Here is a 25,277-nt window from a genome sequence, read left to right on the forward strand (position 1 = left end):
TCCTACGCTCGGTCCATGGCTACCAGCGGATTCACCTTCGACGATTCGGTACACGAACGACTCCTGCGCGAACGCGTCATCTTTCTCGGCCAGCAGGTCGATGACGACATCGCCAACCGGTTGTGCGCACAGTTGCTGTTACTCGCCGCCGAAGACCCGGACCGCGAGATCAGTTTCTACATCAACTCTCCCGGCGGCTCGGTCGACGCGGGCATGGCCATCTACGACACGATGACCTACGTGGGCTGCGACATCGCCACCTACGCCATGGGTTTGGCCGGTTCGATGGCGCAGGTTCTGCTCACCTGCGGCACCGCGGGCAAACGCCACGCGCTGGCGCACACCCGGATCCTCATGCACCAACCCTCCGCCGGGCTCGGCGGCTCCGCGGCCGACATCCTCATTCTCGCCGAGCAGCAGGCACTCATGAAGCGCCAACTCGCCGGGCTGGTCGCCGAACACACCGGCCAGACCGATCAGCAGATCCTGACCGATTGGGACCGAGACCGGTGGTTCACGCCGGCGGAGGCGAAGGACTACGGGATCATCGACCACATCATCAGCGGACCACGACAGCCGGTGTCCTAGCCGCCGTATCGGGCACCGCCCAGGCTAGCTCCGGTGCGCGTCGACGGCCGCCAGCTTCGCGGCGAGGGCGACCGTCTGCTCCCGCCAGCGCCGTAGATCGGTAACGCTCGGCGCGAGTTCGTAGTCGTGGTGGTGCGCGGCCCGTGACAGTGCCGCCCACAGCGCCGCGACCCGCGCCGCCACCTCCGGTCCCGCGAAGGCCCGCAACGCGATCAGCTGTGCCCGCATCGGACAGCGAATCAGCGCGGGCGCCAGTCGCATCCACAGTTCGTCGACGGACTGCTCCAGAGCGATCCGCAAAATCCATGCGGTCGCCCGGGACCACAGCCCGCCCGCGTCGGTCACCGAACCGGCGAGCAGCCGATCCACGGTGTCCAGCCGCTCGGCCACCGACGGGCGATTCGCGCGCGGCCGCCGCGAGCCCTTCTTCGGCCCGCGCCGAGGTCCGCGGCGCGCGCCGGTGGGCGGACGCCGCCCGCTCACCGGCGCCTCACCGGGCCAGCCACGCGACGAATTTCTCGGTCTCGCCGATCAACTCGCGCATCGTGCGCCCGATCGGCACATGCGCACCCGCCGTCGCGTCGCGCAGCGCGTCCACCACCCACTGTCCTTCGCACGCGACCAGGTTCTTGTTCAAGTCGTCGACCTTGCTGCCCACACCGAACACCGCGAGCGCGACCTTGGCCCTGGTCGACTGTGCCGCGTCGATGTGGCGTTCGACCTCGTGATGGTTCATGCCCGCGGCGAGCAGGGTGCGCCGTGCCCTCGCCAGGCTGGCCGCCTCGACCGCGGAACGACAGCAGGTGGCCACAAGTTCGTCGGCGATCGCGGCGGGCAGTTGCGGGGTGCGCACCAGCGCACGGGCATCGTCGAGGTAGCGGCGGATCGGATCGCTCGACACCCGCACCTCGACCACCGAACGGTCGCGGCGCTGCACTTCGAGCACGGTCGCGTCGAGCTCCATCCGCCGCACCGCCTCGGCGAGTCGCTCGTCGTGGGTGAAGACCACCACCTGGCGGGTCCATGCCACCATGGCGAGCACCTGCGCCAGGCCGTCCACCTTCGCCGGGTCCATCGCCTGCACCGGGTCATCGATCATGACGAAGCGGAACGGGCTCTCCTCGACCGTGGCCCGCGGCAGAAACAACGAAAGCCCCAACGCGTGCAGCTCACCCTGGCTCATCACGCCGAGCGCGGCGCCGTCCACCTCGTCCACCGTGACATCCAGCAGCACCCTGCGCGCGGTTCCCGCGTTGCCCTGCAGGCGAATCGCGCCCAGTTCGACACTGCTCTGCTGGCGCAGCTTCTGCCACACCCAGCGCGCCGTCGTCTCCAGCGGCGTCATGCGCTCGCCTCGCAGGCCCGCGGTCGCCGACTTCAACCAGTCCTCGGCCTTCTTCACCGTACGCAGTTCGGCGGCACGTCCGGCGACCTCGCGCGCCCCCTGCAGCCAAGTCGCGATCCGCGGTACCAGTGGCGTCCACACCTCGTCGAGGCGGTCGAGTTCCTTGCGGGTGCCCTGCTGCAGCAGATCGAGTTCGTCGACCAGCCGCGTGTGCGCGCCGCGCAGCCGGTCGGCGAGGTCGGGGGTGTATTCGGCGGTAGTCAATGCGGCCCAGTCGGACCAGGCGCCGCGTACCGCGGAGGTGTCCACCGACGGCGGCTTGCGCGGATCGAATTCCAATTCCGCCGGAACGAGATCCGGCAGCGCCCGCGCCGCCTGTACGGCGCTGACCAATTCGGCGCGCGCGGTGGTGAGCGTGTCGACACGTGCGGTGAGCTGGTCGATGGCGGCCACGGCGTCGCGGGCCCAGGCATCGTCGAGTGCGCCGCTTCCGCAGACCGGGCAAGGACACGTCCCGCTCGCCGCTCGGTGATCGCGCGCCCTGCGCAACAGCTCGACGACCCGCAGATCGGCCTCGGCGTCAGCGGTGGCGCCCTTGGCAAGCGCCTCGCCGCGGCGCTCCAAGCGAGCGGCCACCTCCTCCACTTCGGTGTCGGTCGGCAGCGCGAGCCGCACGATCGCCCGGAGCCCGTCCGGCCCGGCCGGGTCGTCGACGGCGCCGATCACCTCGCGCCCGATCGCTGCGAGATCCGGCTGGGCAGGGCGCAGCAGACCCGCCACCCGAACCGCCCGGTCGTCTGCCACCGACGCGAGCACCTCGAGCAGCTCCAGTCGTTCCTGGCGCGAATCACGCACGGCGCGTTCCAGTTCCAGCCGACGCATGCGGATTCGCTCCTGCGCCATGGTGAGTTCGTCGAGACCGAGCAGCTGGTGTAGAGCGTCGAACAGATCGCTCGGCTTGCCGTCGACCAGGGCACCCAGTTCGCTGTAGGACAGGAAGGGGCGGTAGAGCTCCAGCTGGGCCGCCCACCGATCCACGTCGAATTCCGTTGGCGGGGCGGGCGGATACTGCTGGGTCCAGTGGGCGTCGGCCAGATCCGCGGCGGGAGTCCACTCCTTGGCGATGGTCAACTGTGTGTCTGCCGAGGCTTCGCTCGGCCGTGCACTCCTTGTGTCTGCCGAGGCTTCGCTCGGCCGTGCACTCCTTGTGTCTGCCGAGGCTTCGCTCGGCCGTGCACTCCTTGTGTCTGCCGAGGCTTCGCTCGGCCGAGCACTCCTTGTGTCTGCCGAGGCTTCGCTCGGCCGTGCACTCCTTGGCGTAACGCCCGCGGTGAGCAGCGACAGCTCGATGCGCGTCGCGTCGCCGTCGTGCAGATTGCGCCAGCCCTCGCGCCAAGCGGCCGACCGGCCGTCCCACCGGCGATTTCCGCCGGTCAGGGCCAGTTCGGCGGCCTCGGCGAAACTGGATTTCCCGCTGCCGTTGCGGCCGACCACCAGGGTGAGACCGGGCCCGGGCGGCAGGTGCAGCGTCGTCTCCGGCCCGATGCCGCGGAAACCGCGCACCCGGATGGAGCGCAGGAAGATGCCGGAGTGGCCGAATGCCCTTGCCGGATCACCCGACTCGGCGCCGCCCAGCGCACGCAGCACGGTCCGTGTCACAGACGGCGGCACCGCGGGATCCTCGGCGAGGCGCCTGGTCACCACCGCGGACAGCCGGGGCGCCGCGTCCGCCGGACCGTTGACCCGGATGGCGTCGGGATCCAGGCGCATGCGAAAACCCCCTCCACCACCGAGCCGCCACACGTCCTCCGACCTCGTGCACGGCGCCTTCGTCGAAGCTGTGCGAAACGGTACCCGATCGCGCCGCATTCGCAAGGAGTGCACGACCGAGCGATGCCTCGGCAGATACTCACCGTGCCCGTGCGAATCTGCCCGCGGGGATGGATATGGTCATCGAAACGGCTCGGCTATGTCTCGATGTCCACCCCTCGCCAACCCCGGCGGGCAGCTCGATGGTGTCAACACCCGTTCCGGGTGGCTCGGTCGAGCCGAACAGCACAGAATGCCAGAGCACATCGATCGGCGCAATATGAGCTCCGCTGACGAATGTGGCACGGCGACAAGAATTTCCGTGCCAGAAGCACCGTCGGCGCCGGCACGTGTCGGTGCGCTGCGGTAGAAATCCGGTCAACCGAGGAATGAGGAAAGGTGATGAGGCACCACCACCGAGCTGGAGCCGTCCGATGACAACGCCCTGGACCGAAGACCAGGTCAGGGCGCTCGCACCGGACGCGAGTTCGCTGTCCGCGGCGCGAAAGCTCGCGGACCGTTGGCGTGGCGCCGGGCAGCACGGCGTCGCGCTGTGGGGGCGGTGCCGAGGCAGCGGCGCGATGCCGTACCAGACGGTTGTCGATCTGTCCGGCCCCGCGTACAACTGCTCCTGTCCGAGCCGCAAATTCCCCTGCAAGCACGCGCTGTCGCTGTTGCTGGTCTGGGCGGCGGGCGAGGTTCCCGCGGTCCCGGAGACCGCGGACTACGCAGCGGCCTGGATCGGCGGCCGCACCGCGCGGTCGGCGTCCACCACAGGGCGCGGCGCCCGCACGCCGAACCCTGCCACCGCCGAGCAGCGCAGGGTGCGGGTGACCGCGGGACTGGAAGAACTCGACATCTGGCTCGGTGACCAGGTGCGCACCGGCCTTGCGCAGACGGACCGCTCGTTCCGGGCCTTCGAGGCCATCGCCGCCAGAATGGTCGACGCGCAGGCGCCTGGCCTCGCTTTGGCCTTGCGCCGACTGCCGACCACGGTGGTCACCAGGACCGACTGGCCAGATCGCGTGCTTCGCGAGTATGCGCGGATGCACCTCCTGGTCGCCGCGCACCGGCAACTCGACGACGTGACGCCCGCGCTGAGCGCCAGTATCCGCACTCACATCGGCTACCCGAATCCGGCTGAGGCGGTGCGCGGCGAACCCGCGGTGCGGGACCGATGGATGGTGTTCGGCGTGTGGGTCTCCGAGGAGGAGCGTCTGTACAGCAGGCGCACTTGGCTGTACGGGCGGGCGACCAGGCGCTGGGCACTGATCGTCGACCACTCCTTCGGCTCCCCGAGCTTCCCCGCCGACATTCCCGCGCTCGGTCAGCTCGCCGACGTCGAGCTGCACTACTACCCGGGGACCGCGCCGCTGCGGGCTCTCTGGGGCGAACGGCACGGCCCCGCCGAGCCCTTCACCACGCTGCCCCCCGACGCGGGCCGGCCGAACACCGTCGCGGCCGCGCTGGCCGACCACGCCGCAGCGCTCGGCGCTGATCCGTGGCTGCGCTCTTGGCCGATGCTGCTCGTCGATGTTATTCCCGCGTTGAACGAACAGGGCTGGTATCTCACCGAATCCGACGGCACGGCGCTGCCGATCGCTTCAGCCGAGCAACCGTGGCGACTGCTGGCCGTCTCCGGCGGCCACCCGGTGACGGTGGCCGCCGAATGGAGCACCGACGGGCTGGTTCCGATCTCGGTGTTCGCGGCGGGCGAGGTCATCGACCTGGCTCCGACGGACCCCGTCGGCCGCCCGTCGAATTCCCCTGCCGTGCCGGCTTCGAGCGCGGATTTGACTTCCGTCGCACTGCTGGGCACCGCACGCCGGACACCGGATCTCGACCGGCTGGCGCCGCCGGTGGCGCGCGCCGCGGTCCGGTTGCCGACCGACCCGGCGCTGCGGTTGCTGGAATCCGCTGCGTTGCAGGATATTTTCGCGCGCGGCGCGGTCATGCCCGCGACCGCGACCGCGCCCGAACCCGCGGCGGACGACGGCCGCCGCCTGCTGCCGCGACCGGCGGCGGCACGACTGGCGCGCATGGTGCAGGAGCGCTCCGCCTTCCTCCCGGAATGGTTCGATGCAGCGGCGCCGCACGACTATCGAGCCCCCGACGCGCTGAGCGTGCGACTGCTGGAGCACGCGAAGATCAACGCCGCGCTGCGCGAGCCGCTGCTGCGCCTGGCCGGTGTCCGCGGCAGCTGGCTGGCCGCGCAGCACCCGGAGTGGCGGAACCTGACACGGCAGCAGCCGACCGCGTTCGAGCGTGCCGCGGAGACCTGGCAGTTCGGGCAGCCGGCCGAGCGGCGCGACTGGCTTGCCGAGCTCCGTCGTCGCGATGCCGCCGCGGCCGGAAAGCAGCTCGCCGCGGCATGGCCGAAGGAATCCGGTGCGCCGAAGGCGGAGCTACTGGCCGTGCTCGCCGAGGGCATCGGGCCGGATGACGAACCGCTGCTGGAGACGGCGCTGGACGATCGGCGCGCCGATGTGCGCCGCACCGCGGCGGGATTGCTCGCACTACTGCCTGATTCCGCGTTCGCGCAGCGCATGCGAAACCGGGCGAGCTCGTGGATCCGCGCCGAGCACCGGATGCGGCACACGAAGCTGGTCCCCGCTGTGCCCGATGCGCTGGACGCACCCACCCAGCGCGACGGAGTCACCGACCGCATGGTCGAATTCGCCTACCGTTGGAACGGTGCGCCCGACTTTCAGGCCGCCCGCTTGCGGCAGGTAGTCGCGGCGACACCGCTGGCGCACTGGTCGAGCCTGCTGGACACGCCGGAGCAGGCGGTGCGCACCACGATCGAGGACCGGTTCCGGCAGCCGATCTTCGATGGCTGGGTGGATGCCGCACTAGCACAACATGATTCGTCCTGGGCGCGCGCATTGTTCGAGGCGGGCGTACCGACAGATCTGGCTATGCTTCGCCGACGTGAGCTGTTCGCGCTACTCCCGCTGCCCGACCGGACCGCGCATCTGTTGCGGCTGGACGGCTCCTGGCTCTCCGAGATCGAGGCACTGCTGCCCGCGATGGGCCACCCATGGCCGGGAGCGCTGGCACAACACCTGATCCTGTTGCTGTTCGAGCGGGCACGGGCAGCGGCCCGCCGCCCGGACGCGCACGGCGCCTCCCCGAACGCGCACCGGTCGCTGCTGGCCACAGCCGCTGTCCATCTTCCGGTCGCCGCCGTGGCCGCCGTCGCCGCGGTGGCCCGTCGATGTGACGATCCCCCTTGGGAGCGCGCCTTCGACCAGCTCGCCCACGACCTCAACCACCGCTCGATCATGCTCGAGGAGTTGCAGTGACCACAATCGACCCGACGCCGAACCTCCTGCGCCCACATGCGGAACAGGCGTACGCCGACGAGCTGCGCACCCTCGCCGCCGCCGACGGACGGCCCCGGCCGCCGTCCTGGCGGTTGTCGCCTTGGGCGGTGGTCACCTACCTGCTCGGCGGAACTCTCGACGACGGGACCGTGATCACCCCGAAGTACGTCGGGCCGCGCAGGCTGGTGGAGGTGGCGGTCGCGACGCTGGCAACCGATCGGGCACTACTCCTGCTCGGCGTACCGGGAACTGCCAAAACCTGGGTCTCGGAACATCTTTCGGCGGCCATCAGCGGTGCGTCGACGCTGCTCGTGCAGGGGACGTCGGGCACGGCCGAGGAAGCGATCCGGTACGGCTGGAACTACGCGCGACTGCTCGCCGAAGGGCCGAGCGAAGGCGCATTGGTGCCCTCGCCGGTGCTGACCGCGATGCGCGCCGGTGCGATCGCCAGGATCGAGGAGCTCACCCGCATCCCCTCGGACGTACAGGACGCGCTGATCACCGTGCTGTCGGAGAAGACGCTCCCGGTACCGGAACTCGGCATCGAGGTGCAGGCGAGCAAGGGGTTCAACGTAATCGCCACCGCGAACAACCGCGACCGGGGCGTCAACGATCTGTCCTCCGCGCTGCGCCGTCGGTTCAACACGGTGGTGCTTCCGCTGCCCGCCAGCGAGGACGAGGAGGTGGCCATCGTCAGCAGGCGGGTCGAGCAGCTCGGGTCCGCCCTGGAACTGCCCACGGTGCCCGCCGCGGCTGAGGAGGTGCGGCGGGTGGTGCGGGTCTTCCGTGAGCTGCGCTCCGGCAGCACCGCCGACGGGCGGACCAAGCTCAAGTCGCCGTCGGGAACGCTGTCCACCGCCGAGGCGATCTCGGTGATCACCAACGGGATCGCGCTGTCGGCCCACTTCGGCGACGGGGTGCTGCGCGCCTCCGACATCGCAGGCGCCGTGCTCGGCTCGGTGATCAAGGACCCGGTGGCCGATGCGGTGGTCTGGACGGAGTACCTGGAGGCCGTGGTCCGCGAGCGGCCGGATTGGTCGGACTTCTACCGCGCCTGCCGCGAGGTCACCGGTTGACCTCCCACACCGAAACCACGCAGCTGACCAGGGTGTTCGGCATTCGCCACCATGGTCCCGGCTCGGCGCGCTCAGTGCGGCTGGCCCTGGAGGCATTTCGTCCCGACATGATCCTCATCGAAGGTCCCGCCGACGCCGACCCGTTGGTGGGCTACGTCGCGGCTGAAGGGATGGCGCCGCCGGTCGCGCTGCTGGCCTATGTCCCGGAGGCACCGGCCAAGGCCGCGTTCTGGCCGTACGCGGTGTTCTCCCCCGAGTGGCAGGCGCTGCGGTACGCCGTGCGGAACTCCGTGCCCGTCCGGTTCTGCGATCTGCCCGCGACGGTCGTCCTCGCGGCGCAGGACGAGCCCGGCGACCGATTCGATCCGCTGAGCGCCTTGGCCGAGGCGGGCGGCTACGACGACGCCGAGCGCTGGTGGGACGCGGTGGTCGAATCCGTTCCCGATGCCGACGCGTTCGACCCCATCACCGAGGCGATGGGCGCGCTACGGGAATCCGCCGAGCAGACCGCGCGCGAGCAGCAGCCGGTGCCGGGCACCATCGAGCACGCACCGGCGAACACCGATGCGGCGCACATCGAAGCGCACGACGAGCCGGCGCACAACAAACGACCGCCTGGCGTACCAGCTCACGACGGAGTACCCGGCGGATCCACGAATGCCGGTGTGCCGGGGGCGAATTCGGTTGCCGAAGCGCTCTCCGACGCCGACCTCAGCCAACCGGTTCCGCCCGATCCGATCACCATCGACGCGCACACCTTGCGGCGTGAGGCCTATATGCGGCAGACCATGCGCAAAGCGCTGAAGGACGGGTCCGTCCGGCTGGCGGTCGTGTGCGGCGCATGGCACGCGCCCGCACTCACGGGCAAGCTCGGCCCCGCCGCGCCTGATACCCGTCTGTTGAAAGGGCTTCCGAAGACCAAAGCCCGGCTCACCTGGGTGCCGTGGACGCATTCGCGGCTGTCCACGACCTCAGGATACGGTGCGGGCGTCACCTCGCCGGGCTGGTACCACCACCTGTTCACCGAGACCCAGCAGCCGATCGTCCGGTGGCTGACGAAGGTCGCCGGTGTGCTGCGCGCCCATGATCTGCCCGTTTCCAGTGCGCACATCATCGAATCCGTCCGGCTCGCCGACACTCTGGCCGCGCTGCGCGGCCGCCCGCTCGCGGGGCTGTCGGAGGTCACTGAGGCGACCAGGTCGGTGATGTGCGCGGGCGACGAGACGATGCTGCGTCTGGTGGTCGGCGAGCTCGTCGTCGGCGAGGCGCTCGGCAGCGTTCCCGAGGGCACACCGACCGTGCCGCTGGACGCGGACCTACGCGCGAAGATCCGGTCGCTGCGCTTGAAGCAGGAACCGCATGCCCGCACCATAGACTTGGACCTGCGCAAGCAGCGTGAGGTCGAACGGTCGCGACTCCTGCACCGGCTGCGCGTGCTCGAGATCGGGTGGGGAACGCTCACCACGAGCGAGGTGCGCGGCACTGGCACCTTCCGGGAGACCTGGACGCTGGAATGGCGGCCCGAGTACACGATCTCGATCATCGAGGCCTCCCGCTGGGGCACCACCATCCGCACCGCCGCCGAGGCGAAGATCCTCGACACCGCGAGCCGGGCGGAGAGCACCGTCGGCGAGTTGACCGCCGCGCTGGAGGTGGCCCTGCTCGCCGATCTCGGCGGCGCCACCGAGGGGCTGATCGTCCGGCTGGAATCCGCCGCCGCGCTCGACCACGACGTCACCCACCTGCTCGCCGCCCTGCCCGGCCTGATCAGAACAGTGCGCTACGGCGACGTGCGGGGCACCGACACCAAGGCCCTCGGGCACGTCGCCGATGGACTGCTCGTCCGCATCTGCGCGGGCCTGCCCGCAGCGGTGACAGGGTTGGACACCGACGCCGCCGCCGAACTGCGCACCCTGCTCGACATGGCACACACCGCCATCCACACCAGGGACGACAGCTGGGCGACCGGCGAGTGGCTGGCCGCGCTCGGCCGTGTCGCCGACCGCGACGACGTGCACGGCGCCTTGGTCGGGCGGGCCGTCCGGCTACTCGCCGACGCCGGGCGCATCGGCGACGCCGAGTCCGCGCGCCGGCTCGCCGCGGCCCTGTCGGTCGGAGTCACGGCCGCGGCCAAGGCGGCGTGGATCGACGGGTTCCTCGGCGGCCGCGGCTTGCTGCTCGTGCACGATCGCGAGTTATTGCGGCTCATCGATGACTGGCTACGCGAACTCGGCGACGATGCGTTCGTCGAAACGCTGCCGCTGCTGCGCCGGACCTTCGGCGCGTTCGAATCCGGCGAGCGCCGCGCGATCGGGCAGGCGGTGCGCGACGGCGGCTCTGTCACCACGGCAGCGGGGACCACGGCGGAATTGGACGTGGAGCGCGGAACGATCGCGGTGCGCACCGCCGCGGAGATCCTGGGGGTGACAGTATGACCGCCGACGACACACAGGCGCGGCGTTGGCGTTTGGTGCTCGGCGCGGCGGCCGAGGAAGGGCTCGGCGGGCTCGGTTCCGCCGAGGACGCGGCCATGGACCGGGCGTTGTCGGCGCTGTACAACACCGACGACGACCAGTCGCCGGGCAAGCGCACCGGTGGGCTGCAAGGCTCGGCGCCGCGCGTCGCCCGCTGGCTGGGCGACATTCGCGGCTACTTCCCCGGCGCTGTCGTCGAGGTGATGCAGCGCGACGCCGTGCAGCGGCTGAACCTCACCCAGCTTCTGTTGGAGCCGGAGTTGCTCGAGGCGGTGGAACCGGACGTGCACCTGGTCGGCACATTACTGAGCCTCAACGGGGTGATGCCCGAGACCACCAAGGTGACCGCGCGCATGGTGGTGGAAAAAGTGGTCCGCGAGATCGAGCAGCGCATCGCGGCGCAGACCGTCGCCGCGGTCTCCGGTGCGCTGAACCGCGCGGCCCGTGTCACACGCCCACGCCTGCGGGATATCGACTGGGACCGCACCATTCGCAAGAACCTCGCGACGTATCTACCCGAGCACCGCACCGTGGTGCCGGAACGCTTGGTCGGCTACGGCCGCAAGGCGCAGGCGGTGCGTCGCGACGTGGTGCTCGCCATCGATCAATCCGGGTCGATGGCCACCAGCGTCGTGTACGCGTCGGTGTTCGGCGCGGTGCTCGCCTCCATGCGGTCGCTGCGGACCTCGCTGGTGGTCTTCGACACCGAAATCGTCGATCTCACCGATAAACTCGACGACCCGGTCGAGGTGCTGTTCGGCACCCAGCTCGGCGGCGGCACCGACATCAACCGGGCCCTCGCCTACTGTCAGTCCCTCGTCACCCGGCCCGCCGACACGCTGTTCGTGCTCATCTCCGATCTGTACGAGGGCGGCATACGCGACGACATGCTCCGCCGTGTGAACGCGATGAAAGAGTCCGGCGTCCAGATCGTCGTCCTGCTCGCCCTCTCCGACGACGGTGCCCCAGCCTTCGACCACGACAATGCCGCTGCCCTCGCGGCCCTCGACATTCCCGCCTTCGCCTGCAGCCCTGACAAATTTCCCACCCTCCTGGCCTTGGCCCTCGACCGCGGCGACATCCAAGCCTGGGCCAGCACCAATGCCGCCCATCGCTAGCCCACCACCGGACCGGGCTACCTCCGAACGACGCACCGGGTCGCCTCGACGCCGCCGGGGCAGCGCCGAGGCGACTCGCTCAGCTGCCTGCGGAGTAGCTGCTGTCCCCCTGGACCAGCGACAAGATCTGGACGGCAAGCGAGAGCAGCGTATTCAGGATGGCAAGCGGATCCACGGCGACTCCTTGTCCGAACTGGCAAACAAGATGGGCCCCGTGATCGTACTGGTGAATAGAACACCCTTCGGGTGAGCGCCGCGCGGCGAGTATGACGGCCAGCCGAACGGCGCAATATCCTGCCATGACCGGCTCGCCGCACCGGGACTACTGACGACTGTTCGAGAGGTCCTTCCTGGAAGCAGCGCCCATGACTCCCCACGACGCGGGCACTACGAGCGGGTGCAGGACGGCGGACAGGGCCAGCAACACCCCGGCGACACTGATGTCGAGCCAGTAGTGGTTGGCCGTGCCAACGACGACGAGCGTGGTCAGGGCGGGGTGGGCAAGGGCGAGCCAGCGCCAGCGGCTGCGGTTCGCGGCGACCACCGCGAACGCGAGCAGCAGTGCCCAGCCGACGTGCAGTGAGGGCATGGCGGCGAACTGATTGGACAGTCCGCCGGAATCGGCCGCACCGTAGACGGATTGGCCGTGCACCACGGCCAGGTCGACGAAGCCTTGGTCTGGGAGCATCCGTGGCGGCGCCAGCGGGACCAGCATGTGCACCACGAGCGCCGTTCCGGTCAGAGCCACCATAAGGTTCCTGGTCCAACGGTAGTGCTCCGGCCGGAACACCCACAGCCACAGCAGGACAGCGACGGCCGCGGTGAAATGTGCTGTGGCGTAATAGAAGTTGGCCAGAACGGCGAAGAGATCATGATGGACGAAGATCGCCTGGATCGTCGTCTCCTCCGGCAGGCCGAGCCGGTCCTCGAAGCCCAGCAGGTCGTGCGCGTTGTCCATGGCACGCCCCGTGTCGTCGGCGGTGACCATGCGGCCTGCCCGATAGCCGAGGTACAGGGCCGTGATCATGGCGAGTTGCCGAATCGCCTCGCCGCCGCGGCCATGCACTGCCGCCCGCGCCCGTTCGACGACTCCGCCAGGCGTGAACTCCAGTTCGACGCCAGGGCCGCCCAGCCCCACTGCGACCATCGCGCGGCCTCCTTCCCCGTTGAACCAGGCCGTACCGAGAATTAAGCGGAGTGATAGCCTCCGTTTAAGTTAGCATCACCGAACCGACAACTTCAGCAGAATGTGACGGGGCTGACACCCGACCGCACGGAACCGGATTATTTTGCACAAGAAGAGGATTCGCGATAGGCGTTGCCCGCGTCCGGACACCCGGATGCGGACAACGGGGCAGGCGACGTGTGTTTGAAGTGCTTTCGGAGATGATCGCGGCGACTCGTGTTGGGATGAGCGCCCGCGGCAGGCCGGTAGGGTCGGATTGATGGAGTGGAGTTTTCGGTCGGCCGAAGAGCTCGCGGCTGCCTTGCGTGCCGATGAGGTGTCCTCGGTGGAGCTGACCGACGAGGCGATCGCCCGGATCGAGCGAGAAGACAAGGTGATCAACGCGGTCTGTGTGCCGGACTTCGACCGTGCGCGGGCCGCCGCGCGCCGTGCCGACCAGGCGCTCGCCCACGACCAGGACCGGCCGTTGCTCGGTATTCCGGTGACGGTCAAGGAGTCCTACAACATCGCCGGGCTACCCACGACCTGGGGCATGCCGATGCACCGGGACTATGTGCCGGCCGAGGACGCGGTACAGGTATCGCGGTTGAAGGCCGCCGGCGCGGTGGTGCTCGGTAAGACCAACGTGCCGTTCATGCTGGGAGATCTGCAGAGCTTCAACGAGATCTACGGCACCACCAACAACCCATGGGATCACGGCCGCACATCGGGCGGATCCTCAGGCGGATCAGCGGCGGCCCTGGCGTCCGGATTCGGTGCACTGTCCATCGGCTCCGACATCGGCGGTTCGCTGCGCACCCCCGCGCATTTTTGCGGCATCTACGCACACAAGCCGACGTACGGGCTGGTGGCCGGCCGCGGTCATGTCCCGCCGCCCGCGCCGGCACTGCCATCCGACCGCGACCTCGCCGTCGTCGGTCCGATGGCGCGCACCGCCCGCGACCTCACGCTGCTGCTGGAGGTGATGGCTGGACCGGACCCGCTGACACTCGGCGTCGCGTTCGACTTGACTCTGCCGGCCGCGCGCCACGAGCGGCTCTGCGACTTCCGTGTCCTGGTCCTCGACGAGCACCCGCTCATTCCGACCGGGTCCGCCGTGCGGACTGCCGTGAACCGAGTCGCCGACGCGCTCGTCGTCGCCGGCGCCCGCGTCGAACGGCACAGTCCGCTGCTGCCCGATCTGACCGAAGCCGCGACGCTCTACACACAGCTACTGCTTTCGAACCTCGCCGCAAGCTATCCCGCGGACAGATACGAGCAGCTACGGACCCACGCCGCCGGACTGAACGCGGACGACCAAGGTCTCGACGCGGCGCGGTTGCGTGGCGGCGTGTTCAGCCACCGCGACTGGATCGAGGCGAACAACCGTCGCGAACTCCACCGCCACGGCTGGCGGCAGCTGTTCGCCGAGTTCGATGCCGTGGTGTGTCCGATCACGCCGACTCCCGCCTTCCCGCACGACCACAACCCCCAACCAGAGGAACGCCGGATCGACATCGACGGCGTCGCGTACCCGTTCGGCGACCAGCTCGTCTGGGCCGGTCTGGCCACCATGCCCGGCCTGCCCGCCACCGCCATACCCGCGGGCCGATCCCCCGAGGGGCTGCCGGTGGGAGTGCAGCTCATCGGTCCGATGTTCGAGGACCGCACCCCGCTGCGGCTGGCCGAACTGCTCGAGCAGAAGATCGGCGGCTTCCAGGCACCGACGCCCCCATCCCACCGATACCAGAAGCACCCACGTCTACTTCCCTCTACCTCGCCATGATCCGCTTCGGGCACCCTCCTCGAACTAGCCTTGACGTGTTGATTCAGCGGTAGCGGTCAGCTCGTACCGCATGAACACGTCCGCGCGCTGGTACGGCATCGGCCCGATCTGCTCGCTCGGCACGTGCACGAAACCGATCGATTCGTACAGATGCACCGCGTTGGGCAGTTTGGTGCTGCTTCCGAGGAACAGCGCTCTCACGCCGCGGCGACGGGCATAGTCGATGGCCGCCCGCAGGATGAGCCGGCCGAGGCCACGGCCACGGCGGTCCCGCGCCACGGCCATCTTCGTCAGCTCGAACACGCCGTCGCCCTCCGGCATCAGCGCCACACATCCGACGATGTCCGCGCCGTCGCGGGCGATCAGCACCTGCCCGCCCTTGGCGACGATCTCACGCTCCGGGTCGTCCAGTTTGGCGGAGTCGGCGGGCTCGAGCGAGAACAGCTCGACAATCCAGTCCTCGTTGAGCTTCTTGAACGCCTGGGCGTCGACCGGGCCCGACATCGGCTCGATGACGATGGTGTCGGTCCACCCGGCGGCTGTGCGTTCGGTCTGCTGTACCACGTCGTCAGCATGCCCGGCATCGAACCATCACGTCCAATACTTGATAGGTCCAATTGATAGGCTGAACTTATGGCTAATGGGGTGGAGCTACGGCACCTGCGCTACTTCCTGGCAGTCGCCGAGGAATTGCATTTCGGCCGGGCGGCTACCCGGCTGCACATTGCTCAACCCGCGCTGACCCAGCAAATTCAGCGCCTGGAGATGTTGCTGGGAACTCGCCTGTTCGACCGCACCTCGCGCAGCGTCGCCCTCACACCCGCCGGGAAAGTCCTGCGCGAGCGGGCCGCGGCGATCCTCGGTCACGCGGCCCGCGACCTCGACGAGGTCGCGGGCATCGGTCAGGGCAGTCAGGGTCGGCTGTATCTGGGCTTCGTCCCGTCGGTGCTGCCGCTGAAACCGCTGCGGAGCGTCCGGCAGTTCCGGGACCGCTATCCGCTGGTCCACATTGAACTCATCGAGGGTTACACCAGCCACATGGTGGCTCAGCTCAGTCATGGCGCGCTCGACATGGCAATCGTGCGGGATCCCGACGATGAACCAGGCATCGTCGTGTTCCCGCTGGTCACTGAGCCGTTCATGGCGGTACTGCCGGTCGACCACCCGCAGGCGGACCACGCCGTCCTCACCGGCCCCGAACTCGCCGACGACCCGTTGGTGTTCTTTCCTCGGGCCGCCGGCGCCCATGCCCACGACAAGAACCTGCGGCCCTTGGTGGAGGCCGGCTGCCGGCCCCGCATCGTGCAGGAGGGCAACAACTGGACCACCATCCTCTACCTCGTGAGTGAGGGGCTGGGCGTCACCATCGCGCCACGCAGCGCGACGTTCACCGCGCCGCAGTCGGTGCGCATCGTCCCGCTCGCCGAAACCGACGCCACAACAACGGTTTACGTGGCGCACCGGGTCGATGACGATCGGGCTCTCGTGCGCAACTTCCTGGCGCTGCTGCCGAACGGTGAGGCTCAGCCGAGCGGCCGGGAGGATCGAAGGGCGGGCGCGACAGCCCATCTCGCGACAGTGGTCGAGTAGTCGGCCGCACACACCATCGTGCCGATTGCTACGTACCCGATCCGCAGTGGCACTGAGGTTCGAGCTGGCCACTCTTGGTTGGCAGCCCGCGGAATGTCCGCATTCGCCGATTATGTGATGTCTGCTCGGTGGAATGCCGCATCGAGCGCTGTGAATGCCGCCGCGGCCAGGATCAATACCGCCGAAACCAGCAATGCCACATCGAGTCCGTGGTGGAATGCCGCCTTTCCGGTTTTGAGCACGTCGGACACCTTCGACAGATATTGGAGATACGGGGTGATGTCCACGCCCTCGGGTATGCGGCCACGTTCGACGGCGTCGATCGCGCTGGGCTGCAGCGCGGTGGGCAAACCCAGTTCGTTCATCCGCGCCTTCAAATCCGACGTGAGGAACGAATTCACCAGTGCCCCGAGCACAGCGACACCGAACGCCGAACCGACCTGGCGCATCGTGTTGGTCACCGCGGCGGCCATGCCCGAGTGCTCCGCCGGCACCCCGGAAAGCACGGCCGACGTCAACGGCACCACAGCGATCCCGAATCCGAACCCCGCCACCGCCATCCCACCTGCCAGCGGAAGGTCGTGCAGTGGGCCGGCGAGAGCATGGCGGGTCAGCAGGATCCCGCCGGCACCGACCGCGCAACCGATGATCATGGGAGTGCGCGCTCCACGACGCCCCACCCAGAAGCCCGCGGCCAGCGATCCGAGGATGATCGCGATGGCCATCGGCGCGAAGACCGTGGCCGTGCGTGCGCCCGAATAAGACTGCATCACTTGCAGATACAGTGCGGTGAAGAAGAAGATCGAGAAGATGCCGAAGTAGACGGCGAAGGCGACCACCAGCGCACCGCGCACCGCCGGCAGGCGCAGATATCGAAAGTCGAGCATGGGAGCGCGGGCCCGTGCTTCGACGGCGACGAAACCGACGAACGCGATACCACCCAGCACGAACAGCGCGATCACCGAAGGCGCGGTGTAGCCCCGATCCTCGCCGGTGGTCGCGGCGTAGATCACCGACCCGAGAAAGGCGGCGCCGAGCAGGGCTCCGGCCCAGTCGATGGGCCCCTGGCGGGGGTCGGCGCTTTCCGGGACGGACCACAGCGCGGCAGCGAGCGCCACCGCCCCGATCACCAGGTTGAACCAGAAGATCGAGCGCCACCCGTACGCGTGAACCAGCACTCCGCCCAGTACCGGTCCGGCCGCCAGCGCCAGCCCGGACACCGCCGCCCATACGCCGAGCGCCCTGGCGCGAGCCCGCTCATCCGGGAAGATGTGTCGCAGTACCGACAGGGTGCCTGGTTCGGAGGCGGCTGCTCCCAAGCCCATGATCGCGCGACCGGCGATGAGCACCGACACACTGGCCGCCAGCGCCGCAATCACCGATCCGGCACAGAAGATCACCAAGCCGACGATCATAACCCGCTTGCGACCCCAGCGGTCGCCGAGTGATCCGCCTGCCAGCATGAGGCCGGCGAAGACCACGGTGTAGGCATTGACCACCCACTGCAGCAACGTCACGTCGGTACTCAGCTCGTGCCGGATATCGCCGAGCGCGACACTGACGACCGTGGTGTCCAGGAAGGTTACGAACAGTACGGCAGTGACCGCTGCCAGTGCAATGCCCGGTCGCGCCGCCCTGCTCGGTGCATTGTCCATCGTCCCCACCGGCACAGGCTACTGGCCGAGGCCGTTGGGCGCACAGCGATATCGCCGCACGGGTTTTCAGAGGTCGGTGATGGCCGCGAGTGGTGGCGTGCTCGCCGCACGCACCGCAGGCCAGAGTGCGGCGAGCACACCGACGATCGCCGAGCTGATCAGGACGAGCACCAGCTGCGCCCACGGAATGGAGATCTGGTCGAGCCCGAAATCGCGCAGCGTCCGCAGGAATCCCACGCCCAGCCCGAGGCCCAGCGCCATGCCGACGACGGCGCCGAATATCGCGATCAGCATGGATTCCAGGTAGATCGTCCTGCGCACCTGGGCGCGCTGCATGCCGACGGCGCGCAACATGCCGATCTCGCGTCGCCGCTCTACCACCGACAGCGCGAGTGTATTCACGATGCCGAGGATCGCGATCACCACCGCCAGAGCGAGCAGCCCGTAGAGGATGGCCAGTAGCGTGTTGATCTGCCGGCCCTGCGCGCCTTTGAACTCTTCGCGGTCCTGCACCTGCACTACGACGTACTGCTCGGTCGCCTTCTCCAGGTCGGTGCGCATCTCGGTGAGGTTCGCGCCCGGCTTCGCCTTGATCAGCACCAGGTAGTTGGTCCGGAAGTTGAGCGGCACCAGTTCCTCGAACACGGTCTTCGACATCACCATCGGGCCGAGCAACGGTGTCTTCTTGTACACGCCGACCACCGTCAGCGGAATCTTCTTGCCGTCGAAGCCGGTCACGGTGACTTGCCTGCCGACCTGCCAACCACGATCGTCGGCCTCGTCCTCCGACACCAGCACGTCGTGGCCACCGACGGTGTTGCTGCCGCGCACGATGTCGTAGCTCAGCACCCGGTCCAGCGGTCCGTCCGCCGAGGTGCCCATGATCTGTTCGTCATCGATCTTGAACCCGACGCCGCGCACCCCGACCACCTCGGCCACACCGGGCACTGACGTGCGGACCGCGTCGGCGGCGCCGAACGGCACTCCGAGCAGCTGCGGACCCGCCAGCACGTAATCGGCCCGCACGCCCTTGTCCACCAGAACGCCGACGCTGGCCTTCGCCGACGCGCCGAGCATCCCGATCGCCGACACCAGCATCAGCCCGAGGGTGAGCGCGAAAGCCGTCGCGGCGGTGCGGCGGGGGTTGCGCGCCGCGTTGTTACGCGCCATCCGCCCGATCGGCCCGAACGGTCGAACCAGCGCACCGAGCACGGACACCACCGGCCGCGACAGCGCGGGTGCGGCGAGCAACACCGCGAAGATCAGGCCGAGCGCGCCGACTCCGACGGTCGCGGCCGCGGTGCCCCCTGCGGATTGCGCACCCACCACGACGAATCCGGCACCGAGCACGGCCAGCACAGCACCGATCGCGGTCCGCGGTCGCAGCGATTCACCGGCCGATGCGAACTCCTCGCGCATGGCCTGCACGGGCGGAATCCTCGACGCCCGGCGCGCGGGCGCGTAGGCGCTGACCATCGTCACCGCGAGACCGACGAGCAAGCCGACCAGAATGGTGCGCGGCAGCACGGCCATCGACCCGGTCGGCAGACCGAGGTCGAAGGCGTTCAGCAGCGCCGACAACCCGAACGCCAATCCGACGCCACCCGCGAGACCGATCGCACTGCCGATCAGCCCGATGACGAATGCCTCGGCCACCACCGACCTGCCGACCTGCTGACGGCTCGCGCCGACCGCGCGCAACAGTGCCAGCTCACGCAGTCGCTGCGCGACGATCATCGAGAAGGTGTTGTAGATGATGAACGTGCCGACGATCAGCGCGATCGCGCCGAACGCGAGCAGGAAGTAGTTGATGAAGTTGAGTGCGTTGGAGACTTCCTTTTTCAGGTCCGCGCGGACCTGTTCGCCGTTCTGCACCTTGTAGTTCGGCAGCGCCTCGGCCAGATTGTCGCGCAGCTCGTCGCCAGGTATCCCGGACGCCGCCAGGTCCACGTAGGCGACGTGCAGGCCGTCGGTGAACAACTTGCGCGCCTGCGCGTCGTCGAACAGCACGGCGATGAAACCGCCGGTATCCGAACTAACTTCGTAGATGCCGGTCAGGGTCACCTCGATGGGGTCGGGCAGCGACGGAATAAGGATCTTGGTCCGATCACCGATTTTCAGCCCGGCCCGCTCGGCCCCACCGGTGTTCAGCGCGATCTCACCGGGCCGGGCGGGCGGGACGCCCTGCACGAACTTGTCCGGCTCCGCGACCGCCTTCTCCGGTGGCAGGTACGACTGGCCGATGCTGGGCGCTCCGCCGGTCTGCACCGCCTTCTTGCCCGCGGGATCGAGCAGCACCACGGGGCCGTTCACACTGGGCGCTACCGTGCGGACACCGGGGTACTTCGCGAGCTCGTCCACCACATTGTTCGGAATGCCTTGCGCCTGACGCTCTTTCGGGCTCACCCGAACATCGACGCCCTTGGCCTGGCTGGCGAAGATCCCGTCGAAGGTGCGCTGCAGCGTGTCGGTGAACACGAACGAGCCTGCGATGAAGGCGGTGCCGAGCACCACCGACAACAGGGTCAGGGCCAAGCGGACTTTATGCGCGGCGAGATTGCGCAGCGCCACCTTGCGCATCGGACTACCGGCCATCACTATCACGCCTGCTCCAACGCCTTCATCCGGTCGAGCACGGTGTCCGCGGTCGGATCGCGCATCTCGTCCACGATGCGTCCGTCGGCGAGGAAGATCACTCGATCGGCGAACCCGGCCGCGTGCGGCTCGTGCGTGACGATGACAACCGTCTGCCCGAACTCGTCCACCGCGGCGCGGAGGATCGACAGCACCTCCTCAGAGGCACGTGAGTCCAGGTTGCCGGTCGGCTCGTCGCCGAAGATGATCTCCGGTTTGCCCGCGAGTGCCCGCGCGCACGCCACCCGCTGCTGCTGCCCGCCGGACAGTTCGCTGGGACGGTGGGTGAGCCGATCAGTCAGCCCGAGCCGTTTCAGGACGGTGTCCAGCCAGTCCTGGTCCGGCTTACGCCCCGCGATGTCCAGCGGCAGCGTGATGTTCTCCAACGCCGTGAGCGTCGGGACCAGGTTGAAAGCCTGGAAAACGAACCCGATCCGGTCCCTGCGCAGCCGCGTCATCTGCTTGTCGGACAAGGTGGTGAGGTCGGTGTCCCCGATACGCACGGCCCCAGAGCTGGGGCTGTCGAGTCCGGCCAAGCAATGCATCAGGGTCGACTTACCCGAACCGGACGGGCCCATGATCGCGGTGAACTCCCCCTTCGCGAACTCGGTCGACACTCCGTCCAATGCCCTGACCTGGGTATCTCCCGAACCGTAGACCTTGGTCAGTTCGATTGCGCGGGCGGCGACATCGGTCTGAGCCACCGCCTCGGCGGCGTCGGCGTGCATGGCTTGCGAAGTCATGCCGTCCAGTCTTACCGGGTTCGCGCCCATGTGCCATCAGGGAAGTGCTTGTGTCTATTTGCCGCGGCTGCGCCGCGGCGTGTTCGCGGCCCCCTTATGGCTCGCGAACGGGCCATGCTTGGTCTCGCTTCGCTCGGAAATGGGAGTCAGGCTGATGTGGTTACGTAGGTTGCAATCCGCGCATCGGGGGTTTGCCGTCTGTCGATATTCCGGGCTGTGTTTGTGCTGCAACGTCTGCGCCGCTGGGTGTTCGCGGCCATGCTTGGTCTCGCTCAGCTCGGAAGCGGGAGCCGTGTGGTTGTGTGGGGTGGCCACCGATCCGGCTAGGTGAGAGCCCGCTCGACGACCCACTCGAAGGCCGACGCCTTCGACCGCGCGCCCTCCACGGCACGGGAACGGTTGGGTTCGCCGAGTTCGACGAGCAACTCCTCCGACAGCGCGACCAGCGCGGCCAGCGTCGCGGGGTCGAACCACTCCGGTCGCGTCGCGAAGAGGATGTCCTCGGAAGAAGTGTTGCCACTCGCACCCGGCGCGAAGGGGCAGCCGCCGAGGCCGCCGAGCGCCCCGTCGACCATGTCCGCGCCCGCGGCGACGGCGGCCAGGGTGTTGGCCACGCCCATCCCCCAGGTGTCGTGGCCGTGGAAGACGATGCGCCGCTGCGGGGTTCGGTCTCGCACCGCCGCGACCAGCGCCGCGACCTGTCCCGGATACGCCTGTCCGAGCGTGTCGGCGATGACGATATCTTCCGTACCCTCGGTACGCGGGTCGCGGGCGATGGCAAGCACCCGCTCCGGATCGGTCGGCCCGTCGAACGGACAAGTGAAAGCCGTTGCCAGACACAGCTGAATCGACCCGTCCACCGCCCTGGCCAATCGCACCGCGTCCGGCAGCACGGCGACACTGTCCTCCGTGTCGCGCCCGATGTTCGCCCTGTTGTGCGCGTCCGACACCGAAAAGCAGTACTGAAAGTTGCGCACCCCCGCCGCGGCCGCCTTCTCGACGTGCCTCGGTGTCGCCACCCATACCCAACAGCGTTCCAACTCTTCTGGAGTCAGCTCGGCGACGAGCTCCATCGTGTTCGCCATCGGCGCGACCAAGTCCGGCCGCGCCATAGAGCCGATTTCCAACGCGGGCACCCCGAGCGCGAGCAGGCGGCGCACGACGTCCACCTTCCGTTCCACCGACAGCAGTTTGCCGGTGAGCTGCAGTCCGTCACGCAGCGTCACGTCGCGCAGCACCGGCGCGGTCATCACTGCCCGCTCGCCTTGCGGCGTCCACACATCACGCCACCCCACGGTTTCTCGCTCGCCCCAGTCGAATTCGGCTGCACCGCGGGCCTGCTGCTGCCCGGTGAACGCAGTTCCCGTGCGCCGCGACCCTGGGGTCGCCGACGGTCTTGTCGTTGCGTACTCATTGCGCCTCCTGTGTCTCGCGGGACACCCGCACCCGGTCGGGCTCGATGAGCGCTGGGTGACTGTGTCTCATCACACCTCCAACGCATCGATCTCGGCTTCGCTCATGCCGAGCAATCCCGACAGGACCTCTCGGGTGTGCTCTCCCAGATCAGGCCCGACATTGCGGATGGGCAGGGACTGTTCACCGATCACCGGGACGATGCCGGGGAAGCCGACCGTCTTCGGTTCCGGCGCACCGACATCCACCGCGAACGGCTGGATCATGTTGCGCGCCCGGTACTGCTCGTCACCCACGATGTCGGCGGCGGTATAGATCGGGCCGCACGGAATAGCCGCCGCCTCCAGCAGTTTCAGCGCCTCGGCGCGGGTGTGCCGGATCGTCCACTCGCCGATCGCCGCGTCGAGCCGCTCACGGTGACGCCAGCGGCCCGCGTTGTCCTGGAGCTCCTGGTCGGCGGCCAGGTCCGGGCGCTCGATGACCGCCATATAGCGCCGGAAAATGGCATCGCCGTTGCCGCCGATGATGATGCTGGTTCCGTCACCACACGGGTAGGCGTTGCTCGGCGCGATGCCCTCCATCCGGCCGCCGACGCGTTCACGCTGGATGCCGTAGGCGAGGTAGTCCGGCACCAGCGACTCCATCACGGACAGGATCGCCTCGTTGAGCGCCACGTCGACCACACGCTCTGGCAGGGGGATCGTCGCCTCTTGCGCGGCGCGGCGTTCGCGCTGGAACAGCATCATCACGGTGCCGAAGGCGGCGTAGATGCCCGCGATGGAATCGCCGATCGAGACCCCGGTGCGCACCGGAGGACGATCCGGGTCGCCCACCAGCTCGCGCAGGCCGCCGACCGCCTCCGCCACGGCGGCGAACCCGGGACGCGCGGACAGCGGCCCGGTCTGCCCGTAGGCGGAGATTCTGGTGATCACGAGGTCCGGATTCGCCTCGTTCAGCACCGCAGGCCCCAGGCCCCACTTCTCCAGCATGCCGGGCCGAAAGTTTTCCAGCAGCACATCACACCGCCGGATCAGGTCGAGCACGATGCGGCGCCCCACCTCGCTGCGCAGATCCAGCGTGATGGACTTCTTGTTGCGGTTGATGGTCCGATAGAGCATCGAGGTGTCGCCGCCGTAGAGCCGCCAGTTGCGCAGCTCATCACCGGCTTTCGGCCGTTCCACCTTGATCACCTCGGCACCGAAGTCGCCGAGGATTCGCCCGGCGGTCGGCGCGGCGATGTAGTTGCCGAGTTCCAGGACGCGCACCCCGTCCAGCGGCCGAATACTCATGATCACAAGTGTGGACCATGCCACGAACGGCCTAGGCGCGACCTCACGGCTCGGCAACGGTGGGCGATGCCCCTGGCCCGGTCGGCAAGCCCGGCCTTACCGCGACCGAGCCGGAAACCCACACCGTCACCCGGGCGCGCCCGCCACCCGGCAGCGCGACATCGCCCGGCTTCGCGATTCCCCGCCTCGTTCGGTACCCGCCCGGCCCCGCGACTACTGCAGTTGGCTCCCCCACCGCGACAACCATGCGGTGCCGACTACGACGCGAGCAGCTACGTGTCCTCAACGATCGAGTAGTGCTCGGCGCCGCCGACGATGACGGTGCTCGCGGCGCCGTCCACCCCGACGGGGATACCGCCCGCCAGGGTGATGCGGGTCAGCTTGCGCGGCTGGTCACCCGATGGCGAGCACCGTTCGCAGCGCCGCAGATCAAACGCAGTGTTCGCGCAGGTAGGCCAGATCGTCCGCGACGCCTTCGGCGGGGGTCTCCAGAATCACCGGGGCGTCCGCCGTCTTGCACACCTCGGCGAGCAGCTGCGGATCGATGGTGCCGTCGGCGAAGTTGGCGTGCTGGTCGGCACCGGAGTTGAACGCGTCTCGCGAGGAGTTCAGGTGCACCAGGTCGATCCGCCCGGTGATCGCCTTGATTCGGTCGACGACGCCGACCAGTTCCTCACCGCCCGCCCAGGCGTGGCAGGTGTCCAGGCAGAAGCCGGCGCCGTAGTCGCCGACGGCGTCCCACAGCCGGGCGATCGAATCGAAGTGCCGCGCCAAGGCGTGACTGCCGCCCGCGGTGTTCTCGATCAGGATCGGCACCGCGAAGCCACCCTTGTCTTGCTGGCGTTCGAACAGCTTGCGCCAGTTGTCCACTCCGGTCTCCAGCTCGGCGTCGGAGCGCACGTGCCCGCCGTGCACCACGAGGCCGAGCGCGCCGAGCTCCGCGGCAGCCTTCGCCTGCTGCGCGACCGCGTTGCGCGAGGGCATGCGCAGCCGGTTGTTCAGGCTCGCCACGTTGATCTGGTAGGAGGAGTGCACCACCACGTCGATCGGACTCGCGCGGATCTCCTCGGTGCGCGGATGGGGGGTGGGTTTGTCCCAGCCCCGGGGATCGACGACGAACAGCTGGATGACGTCGGCGCCCAGTTTTTCACCGAAGCCGATCGGATCGCTGTCGAGCCGGACATGTGCTCCAATGCGCATAATGGTCAGCCTAATAGGAGCAGTTGGATGAAGTCTGTCCACAGACCCGCAGCCTCCGCCGGTAGG

17 protein-coding genes are annotated in these 25,277 nt (G+C 68.7%); 7 read left to right on the forward strand and 10 right to left on the reverse strand.

From position 1 onward, the window contains the following. Positions 1 to 15: 15 nt before the first annotated feature. On the forward strand, positions 16 to 588 hold the full coding sequence (locus OH799_RS18010; RefSeq protein ID WP_406265241.1) for an ATP-dependent Clp protease proteolytic subunit: 573 nt from the start codon (positions 16 to 18) through the stop codon (positions 586 to 588). A gap of 24 nt (positions 589 to 612) precedes the next feature. On the opposite strand, the gene OH799_RS18015 is transcribed toward OH799_RS18010, so the two are convergent. Both OH799_RS18015 and OH799_RS18020 read right to left on the reverse strand, forming a co-directional pair. Further along, entirely contained in the window at positions 613 to 1,071 is a 459-nt protein-coding gene (locus OH799_RS18015; RefSeq protein ID WP_406265244.1) for a hypothetical protein, read from the reverse strand. Between the two features lie 7 nt (positions 1,072 to 1,078). Continuing rightward, positions 1,079 to 3,703 (reverse strand): AAA family ATPase, encoded by a 2,625-nt coding sequence (locus tag OH799_RS18020; RefSeq protein WP_406265248.1) that lies wholly within the window; start codon positions 3,701 to 3,703, stop codon positions 1,079 to 1,081. Between the two features lie 473 nt (positions 3,704 to 4,176). Here OH799_RS18020 and OH799_RS18025 point away from each other — a divergent pair, with 473 nt between their 5' ends. Genes OH799_RS18025 through OH799_RS18040 form a run of 4 tightly spaced genes read left to right on the forward strand, consistent with a single transcriptional unit; the run spans position 4,177 to position 11,736 of the window. After that, positions 4,177 to 7,047, forward strand: coding sequence for a DUF5691 domain-containing protein (locus tag OH799_RS18025; RefSeq protein ID WP_406265251.1), 2,871 nt, complete (start codon positions 4,177 to 4,179; stop codon positions 7,045 to 7,047). Continuing rightward, a complete protein-coding gene (locus OH799_RS18030) occupies positions 7,044 to 8,144 on the forward strand; it encodes an AAA family ATPase (protein ID WP_406265254.1) in 1,101 nt (366 codons plus the stop codon). Before OH799_RS18025 ends, OH799_RS18030 begins: the two co-directional genes overlap by 4 nt. Continuing rightward, positions 8,123 to 10,579 carry a DUF5682 family protein gene (locus OH799_RS18035; RefSeq protein ID WP_406282241.1) on the forward strand — a complete coding sequence of 819 codons (2,457 nt, stop codon included), beginning with the start codon at positions 8,123 to 8,125 and terminating at the stop codon, positions 10,577 to 10,579. Before OH799_RS18030 ends, OH799_RS18035 begins: the two co-directional genes overlap by 22 nt. After that, complete coding sequence (locus OH799_RS18040; RefSeq protein WP_406265257.1) at positions 10,576 to 11,736, forward strand: VWA domain-containing protein; 1,161 nt, start codon at positions 10,576 to 10,578, stop codon at positions 11,734 to 11,736. The genes OH799_RS18035 and OH799_RS18040 overlap by 4 nt, the downstream gene beginning before the upstream one ends. A 322-nt stretch (positions 11,737 to 12,058) precedes the next feature. On the opposite strand, the gene OH799_RS18045 is transcribed toward OH799_RS18040, so the two are convergent. Further along, on the reverse strand, positions 12,059 to 12,883 hold the full coding sequence (locus tag OH799_RS18045; protein WP_406265260.1) for a phosphatase PAP2 family protein: 825 nt from the start codon (positions 12,881 to 12,883) through the stop codon (positions 12,059 to 12,061). Positions 12,884 to 13,181: 298 nt separating this feature from the next. On the opposite strand from OH799_RS18045, the gene OH799_RS18050 reads away from it, so the two are divergent. After that, positions 13,182 to 14,687 (forward strand): amidase, encoded by a 1,506-nt coding sequence (locus OH799_RS18050; RefSeq protein WP_406265263.1) that lies wholly within the window; start codon positions 13,182 to 13,184, stop codon positions 14,685 to 14,687. A gap of 24 nt (positions 14,688 to 14,711) precedes the next feature. Here OH799_RS18050 and OH799_RS18055 read toward each other — a convergent pair whose 3' ends face one another. Further along, the gene (locus tag OH799_RS18055) at positions 14,712 to 15,251 is read right to left on the reverse strand and encodes a GNAT family N-acetyltransferase (protein ID WP_406265265.1); all 540 of its coding nucleotides are present in this window, start codon (positions 15,249 to 15,251) and stop codon (positions 14,712 to 14,714) included. Positions 15,252 to 15,320: 69 nt separating this feature from the next. On the opposite strand from OH799_RS18055, the gene OH799_RS18060 reads away from it, so the two are divergent. Further along, positions 15,321 to 16,277, forward strand: a complete 957-nt coding sequence (locus tag OH799_RS18060) for a LysR family transcriptional regulator (protein WP_406265268.1) — start codon at positions 15,321 to 15,323, stop codon at positions 16,275 to 16,277. Positions 16,278 to 16,387: 110 nt separating this feature from the next. On the opposite strand, the gene OH799_RS18065 is transcribed toward OH799_RS18060, so the two are convergent. The 6 genes from OH799_RS18065 to OH799_RS18090 form a co-directional block, all read right to left on the reverse strand. Next, entirely contained in the window at positions 16,388 to 17,932 is a 1,545-nt protein-coding gene (locus tag OH799_RS18065) for an MFS transporter (protein ID WP_406282244.1), read from the reverse strand. Positions 17,933 to 17,998: 66 nt separating this feature from the next. Continuing rightward, positions 17,999 to 20,527 (reverse strand): ABC transporter permease, encoded by a 2,529-nt coding sequence (locus OH799_RS18070; protein ID WP_406265270.1) that lies wholly within the window; start codon positions 20,525 to 20,527, stop codon positions 17,999 to 18,001. 5 nt (positions 20,528 to 20,532) lie between these two features. Continuing rightward, entirely contained in the window at positions 20,533 to 21,309 is a 777-nt protein-coding gene (locus tag OH799_RS18075) for an ABC transporter ATP-binding protein (RefSeq protein ID WP_406265273.1), read from the reverse strand. 323 nt (positions 21,310 to 21,632) lie between these two features. Beyond that, positions 21,633 to 22,559 (reverse strand): hydroxymethylglutaryl-CoA lyase, encoded by a 927-nt coding sequence (locus tag OH799_RS18080; RefSeq protein ID WP_406282247.1) that lies wholly within the window; start codon positions 22,557 to 22,559, stop codon positions 21,633 to 21,635. 234 nt (positions 22,560 to 22,793) lie between these two features. Then, positions 22,794 to 24,011, reverse strand: a complete 1,218-nt coding sequence (locus tag OH799_RS18085; RefSeq protein WP_406265275.1) for a CaiB/BaiF CoA transferase family protein — start codon at positions 24,009 to 24,011, stop codon at positions 22,794 to 22,796. Positions 24,012 to 24,440: 429 nt separating this feature from the next. Then, positions 24,441 to 25,211, reverse strand: coding sequence for a deoxyribonuclease IV (locus OH799_RS18090; protein WP_406265278.1), 771 nt, complete (start codon positions 25,209 to 25,211; stop codon positions 24,441 to 24,443). Positions 25,212 to 25,277: the final 66 nt, after the last annotated feature.

Source organism: Nocardia sp. NBC_00881 (assembly GCF_045207455.1).
Lineage (GTDB): Bacteria > Actinomycetota > Actinomycetes > Mycobacteriales > Mycobacteriaceae > Nocardia.

What these genes read in the sequence shown, in the direction of transcription:
- OH799_RS18025 (WP_406265251.1), top strand. Translation starts at nt 4,177, where the DNA reads ATGACAACGCCCTGGACCGAAGACCAGGTCAGGGCGCTCGCACCGGAC.
- OH799_RS18065 (WP_406282244.1), bottom strand. Translation starts at nt 17,932, where the DNA reads ATGGACAATGCACCGAGCAGGGCGGCGCGACCGGGCATTGCACTGGCA.
- OH799_RS18085 (WP_406265275.1), bottom strand. Translation starts at nt 24,011, where the DNA reads ATGAGTATTCGGCCGCTGGACGGGGTGCGCGTCCTGGAACTCGGCAAC.
- OH799_RS18010 (WP_406265241.1), top strand. Translation starts at nt 16, where the DNA reads ATGGCTACCAGCGGATTCACCTTCGACGATTCGGTACACGAACGACTC.
- OH799_RS18040 (WP_406265257.1), top strand. Translation starts at nt 10,576, where the DNA reads ATGACCGCCGACGACACACAGGCGCGGCGTTGGCGTTTGGTGCTCGGC.
- OH799_RS18050 (WP_406265263.1), top strand. Translation starts at nt 13,182, where the DNA reads ATGGAGTGGAGTTTTCGGTCGGCCGAAGAGCTCGCGGCTGCCTTGCGT.
- OH799_RS18020 (WP_406265248.1), bottom strand. Translation starts at nt 3,703, where the DNA reads ATGCGCCTGGATCCCGACGCCATCCGGGTCAACGGTCCGGCGGACGCG.
- OH799_RS18080 (WP_406282247.1), bottom strand. Translation starts at nt 22,559, where the DNA reads ATGACCGCGCCGGTGCTGCGCGACGTGACGCTGCGTGACGGACTGCAG.
- OH799_RS18045 (WP_406265260.1), bottom strand. Translation starts at nt 12,883, where the DNA reads ATGGTCGCAGTGGGGCTGGGCGGCCCTGGCGTCGAACTGGAGTTCACG.
- OH799_RS18090 (WP_406265278.1), bottom strand. Translation starts at nt 25,211, where the DNA reads ATGCGCATTGGAGCACATGTCCGGCTCGACAGCGATCCGATCGGCTTC.
- OH799_RS18060 (WP_406265268.1), top strand. Translation starts at nt 15,321, where the DNA reads ATGGCTAATGGGGTGGAGCTACGGCACCTGCGCTACTTCCTGGCAGTC.
- OH799_RS18070 (WP_406265270.1), bottom strand. Translation starts at nt 20,527, where the DNA reads ATGGCCGGTAGTCCGATGCGCAAGGTGGCGCTGCGCAATCTCGCCGCG.
- OH799_RS18075 (WP_406265273.1), bottom strand. Translation starts at nt 21,309, where the DNA reads ATGACTTCGCAAGCCATGCACGCCGACGCCGCCGAGGCGGTGGCTCAG.